This window comes from Candidatus Synechococcus spongiarum SH4 (assembly GCF_000586015.1).
In the GTDB taxonomy this organism is placed as follows: domain Bacteria; phylum Cyanobacteriota; class Cyanobacteriia; order PCC-6307; family Cyanobiaceae; genus Synechococcus_B; species Synechococcus_B spongiarum_F.
Genome location: NZ_JENA01000131.1, coordinates 1 through 4,728, shown reverse-complemented (window position 1 = coordinate 4,728; position 4,728 = coordinate 1). Strand labels below are relative to the sequence as shown.

Sequence of the window (4,728 nt, the reverse complement as noted above, 5' to 3'; positions counted from 1 at the left end):
CTGTTCCCCGCACACGCGGGGATGGACCGTTCTTTTGGGCGTCGCTCAGCCTGCCCTTGTTACTGTTCCCCGCACACGCGGGGATGGACCTGAGGCCGGGGCCTGATGGTCCCGGATGGGGCCACTGTTCCCCGCACACGCGGGGATGGACCACCCTCCATGGCCCATCCTTCGATAGGGTGGCGCCGCGTCGGGATGTCCCCTTGGCGACCCGTGTTCTTCTGCTGCGTCACGGCCTCAGCACCTACAACGTGCAGGGCAGGATCCAGGGCCGTGACGACGACTCCACCCTCACTGCCGACGGGGAGGCCATGGCCCGCCGTACGGGGGAGGCGTTGGACGGCATTCGCTTGGATGTCGTGTTGTCTTCGCCCCTGCGCCGTGCGGCCCATACTGCGGCGCTGGTGTGCGGCGCCTGCTCCGGGGCTGCCCCGGCCGTTGTCTATGACGACGATCTGCTGGAGGTGGACCTGGAGCCTTGGTCGGGATACTCCCTTCAGCAATTGCTTGAGCGATGGCCCGAAGAGGAGCGCATCTGGCGTACCCACCCGGAGCAATTGACCCTTCAGCGGGCCGACGGCTCCAACCATCAGCCCATCCGTGAACTCCACCGGCAGGCCAGGCGGTTTTGGGAGCGGCTGTGTCGGCGCCACCGGGACCAGACAGTGCTGGTGGTGGCCCACAACGCCATCCTGCGCTGTGTGGTGTTGGCGGCCCTCGGCCTGGGGCCGGAACGGTTTGCCCGGCTCCGTCTCAACAACTGCGGCCTCAGCGTCCTCAACGTGCAGACCGGCGGCGATGAAGCCGCCACGGTGCAGGTGGAATCCTTCAACAGCACCGTCCACCTGGATCCTGTGGCGCCCGGTCCGCGGCGGGGTGGGCGCATTCTGTTGCTGCGCCATGGGGAAACCGACTGGAACCGCCAGAGCCGCTTTCAAGGGCAGATTGACGTGCCGCTGAACGCCACCGGGCGTCAGCAGGCCCAACAGACGGCCGCCTTCTTGCGCCGGAGTCCCATCCGGCGGGCCTACAGCAGCCCCATGGCCCGCCCCCGGGAAACGGCGGAACTGGTGCTGGAACACCATCCCGGCGTGTCCCTCGCCACCTGTGAAGGCCTGCTGGAAATTGGCCATGGCCTCTGGGAGGGGAAGCTGGAGCAGGAGATCCAGGCCCGGTGGCCCCGGTTGCTGGCCACGTGGAAGACGGCCCCCCATCAGGCGGCGATGCCTGGCCCGGGCGGGGAAACCATCCAGCAGGTATCCCAACGGGCTGTGGCCGCCATGGAGTGCATCGCCCAGGAACTGGAGGAGGGGGACACCGCCCTGGTGGTGGCCCATGACGCGGTGAACAAGGCGGTCCTCTGCCATTTTCTGGGCCTCTCCCCGGCCCGTATCTGGTCCGTCAAACAGGGGAACGGGGGGGTCTCGGTGATTGACTATCCTGAAGGGGGCCATGGTCCCGCGATTGTGTACAGCTTGAACCTCACGGGGCATCTGGGGGGGGTGCTGGACGAGACCGCCGCCGGCGCCCTCTGATGGCGACGACGGGCATTGAACCGTTGCCGGCGGCGGAACAGGTGCTGTTGCGGGACGTGTGGGTGGTGGCTGCGCCCCATCAACCACCCCGGCGCCGGGACGTGCTGCTGGACGGTGCCCGGATTCGTGACTGGTCCACCCCTGGCGGCCTCGCCGTCGGGGAGGCAACCCCGGTGGCGGCGGCGGATCTGTGGTTGGGGCCATGCCTGGTGGATCCCTACAGCCATCTGGAGGAGGCCCATGGCCTGGTGGACAACCTGTCCCGTTTGGCGGTGGAGGCATTGGGGGGCGGCTATGGCGCAGTGGCCCTGTCCCCCCAGGCCAGCCCATGGCGCGACCAACCCCAGGCGTTGATCACGGGCCGTCACCAGGGCCTGGAGTTGCTGAGTTGGGGCAGCTTCAGCGCTGGCGGCGCCGGGCAGGATTTCAGTGATCACGGCGCATTGCTGGCGGCCGGCGCTGTGGGACTGGCGGAGGAGTCCTGCCACGGCCATCCCCAACTTCTGTTCCGTGGTCTGCAATGGCAGGCGGATGCCCATCGCCGTGGGGAGGGATCGCCTCTGGCGGTTGCGCCCCGGGATCCCCGCCTGCAAGCCGGCGGCATGGCCCGGGAAGGGGCCGATGCCCTGCGCCTTGGCCTGCCCACGGATCCTGTGGCCAGCGAGCTGTTGCCCCTGCAGCAGCTTCTCCAGGCCGCCGGGCTTGTGGACGGCGCCACGGGGCTGCGCCTGCTCAACGTTTCCACCGCCGCCGCCGTGGCCTGTCTCCAGCGCCACCCCCACCCCATGGCCGCCGCTGTCCACTGGTGGCATCTGGTGGAAGATACCTCCGGCCTCGGCAGGTTGTCCGACAGTTGGCGGGTTCAACCCTCCCTGGGGAACCGTCGGGACCGTCAAGCGCTGCTGGCGGCGGTGCAGCAGGGGTTGATCACCTGCATTACGGTCAATCACCGCGCTATTGACCACCACCAACAGTTGTGGCCCGTGGAGGAGCGCCCCGCCGGTCTGGCGGGATATGCCCATGTGCTGCCCCTTCTCTGGAAGGCGCTGGTGGAGGATCTGAGCCTCCCTGTGGAAAAGCTGTGGCGGCTCCTCTGCTGGGGGCCTCGGCAATTTCTGGGGCAGCCTCCGGACACCCTCGCGCCTGGGTCCAACCGCTGGCTGCTCTTTTCCCCCAACGACCCCTGGGTCATGCCTCGTCAGGGTTCGGAACGGGGCGGGGGCAATCGTCCCTGGCCGGGGCGCACCGTTCAAGGCCGGGTGGTGGCCAGTGGCCTGGTGTCAGGGCGTTGGCTGGCCAGACCCCGATAGGGACCCCGTCCCATAGGCTGGCGGCAGGGGGCCGGAGGTTTCCAGTGGCCAGAAGCGTAGCCAAGCCCGTCCGATCACCTGGTCCGTGGGCAGGAATCCCCAGAAGCGCCCGTCCTGGCTGTTGGGTCGGTTGTCCCCCAGCACCAGCACATGGTCGGTGGGGACCTGAGTGGACAGGGGTTGGCAAAGGCGTTCCAGGTCGTCACAGGTGCGATCCACGTAGGGTTCGGGAAGAGGCTCCCCGTTGATCGACACGTTCCCAAGGGGGTCCACCTCCACCCGCTCACCCGGCAGCGCCACCACCCGCTTGATGTAGGCGTCGCATTTGGGATGCTGGAAGATCCGGGCCAACCCCGGCAAGTTCGTCAGGACACACTGACCCCGGAAGGGATCAGAGACCCCATGGCCGATGGGGGCGAAGCGGTAGGGGGAGTGGAACACCACGATCTCCCCCCGCTCCGGCATGCGGAAGCGGTAGCTGAGCTTGTCCACCAGGAGGCGATCTTGCAGTTGCAAGGCGGGCAGCATGGAGCCGGAGGGAATATAGCGGGCCTCCACCACCAGCGTGCGCAGGGTAATGAAACTGGCCAGAATCACCACGGAGGGGCTGGCGAGAACACGCAGCAGGCCGGCGCCAAGAGCGCCAAGAAGGGACCAGCGGGAGGAACCGGCGGCGTTGGTGTTGTGCAGGTCCTGCAACACGGCGGCCCGGGTGTCCCCATCCTCCTGCCCCTGACCGGGTCTCTCATGGTCGGGTGGGGTGGCGTCCGGGTCCTGGATTGGCTGTGGGCTCTGCCCCGTCAAGGTCGGTCGGTGGGTGGGCTTTTCCGCGTTCACTGTTTCCGCCCGTCTGGGATTACGGAAACAGTGTAATGATGCACAAGGCAACGGACTTGGGAAGCGGGTTTGTGTTCCCGATCACTGCCTCACCCTGGGGAGCAGGCCGCCGGCAAGGCAGATTGGCCGTAGAGATTTGATTCCCATGGCTGCACTGGTTGAGAACGACGCCTGGCGGGGGCAGGATCTGGTGGTCTACAACGGCTTGATCCTGCAACCGGACGGCCGGTTGCTGCGGGGTGGTCTGGTCATCCGTGACGGCCGCATCCAGGCCGTCGGAGCAGACGTCACGGCGGATCCGGAGACGCCCTGTCTGGATGCCGGGGGGCGCCATGTGCTGCCGGGCGTGGTGGATCCCCAGGTTCACTTCCGTGATCCGGGCCTCATCCACAAGGAGGATCTGATCACCGCCAGCCGCGCCTGCCTCCGGGGCGGGGTGACCAGTTTCCTGGAGATGCCCAATACCCGCCCCCCCACCATCGACGGCCCCAGCCTGAACGCCAAGCTGGAGCGGGCCGCGGCGGTGAGCCGTGTGCATTACGGCTTTTTCCTGGGGGCCTGTGGCGATGGCGCCAACCTGCCCGTATTGGAGCAGGACGACCAAGGTCCACTGGCCCGGGCCTGTGGCATCAAGATGTTCATGGGGACGGGCCATGGGGTGCTGGAGTGCAGCGACCCGGCGGTGCAGGAGGCGGTCTTTGCCCGGGGCGATAAGCTCATTGCCGTCCATGGGGAAGACCAGCAGCGGATCCGGCAACGGCGTGAGCAATTTCTGGCCACAGACCCCCGCCCTGCCGACCTTCATTCCATCATCCAGGACCCGGAGGCGGCCCTGCTGGCCACCCGCCATGCCCTCCGGTTGAGTCGGCGTTTCCAGAGGCGGCTCCACGTGTTGCACCTGTCCACGGGTGTGGAGGCCGAGTTGTTGCGCAGGGAGAAAACAGCGCTGGTGTCCACGGAGGTGACGCCCCAGCACCTGCTGCTGAACCGTTCAGCTTATGGGCGCCTCGGCGCCCTGGCGCAGATGAATCCCCCCCTGCGGGACG

At 67.5% G+C, this 4,728-nt stretch carries 4 protein-coding genes; 3 read left to right on the top strand and 1 reads right to left on the bottom strand.

What is annotated here, in order from left to right:
- The first annotated feature begins 203 nt into the window (after positions 1-203).
- The gene (locus tag BG35_RS0106620) at positions 204-1,535 is read left to right on the top strand and encodes a histidine phosphatase family protein (RefSeq protein ID WP_025782214.1); all 1,332 of its coding nucleotides are present in this window, start codon (positions 204-206) and stop codon (positions 1,533-1,535) included.
- A complete protein-coding gene (locus BG35_RS0106615; protein ID WP_025782213.1) occupies positions 1,535-2,845 on the top strand; it encodes an amidohydrolase family protein in 1,311 nt (436 codons plus the stop codon). The genes BG35_RS0106620 and BG35_RS0106615 overlap by 1 nt, the downstream gene beginning before the upstream one ends.
- On the opposite strand, the gene lepB is transcribed toward BG35_RS0106615, so the two are convergent.
- On the bottom strand, positions 2,816-3,649 hold the full coding sequence (lepB, locus tag BG35_RS10740; protein ID WP_236619816.1) for a signal peptidase I: 834 nt from the start codon (positions 3,647-3,649) through the stop codon (positions 2,816-2,818). The two genes, BG35_RS0106615 and lepB, sit on opposite strands and share 30 nt — an antisense overlap.
- A 178-nt stretch (positions 3,650-3,827) precedes the next feature.
- Between lepB and BG35_RS0106605 the strand changes: the two genes are divergently transcribed.
- Positions 3,828-4,728: amidohydrolase family protein (locus tag BG35_RS0106605; protein ID WP_152535206.1), on the top strand; the 901-nt coding region annotated here is incomplete at its 3' end.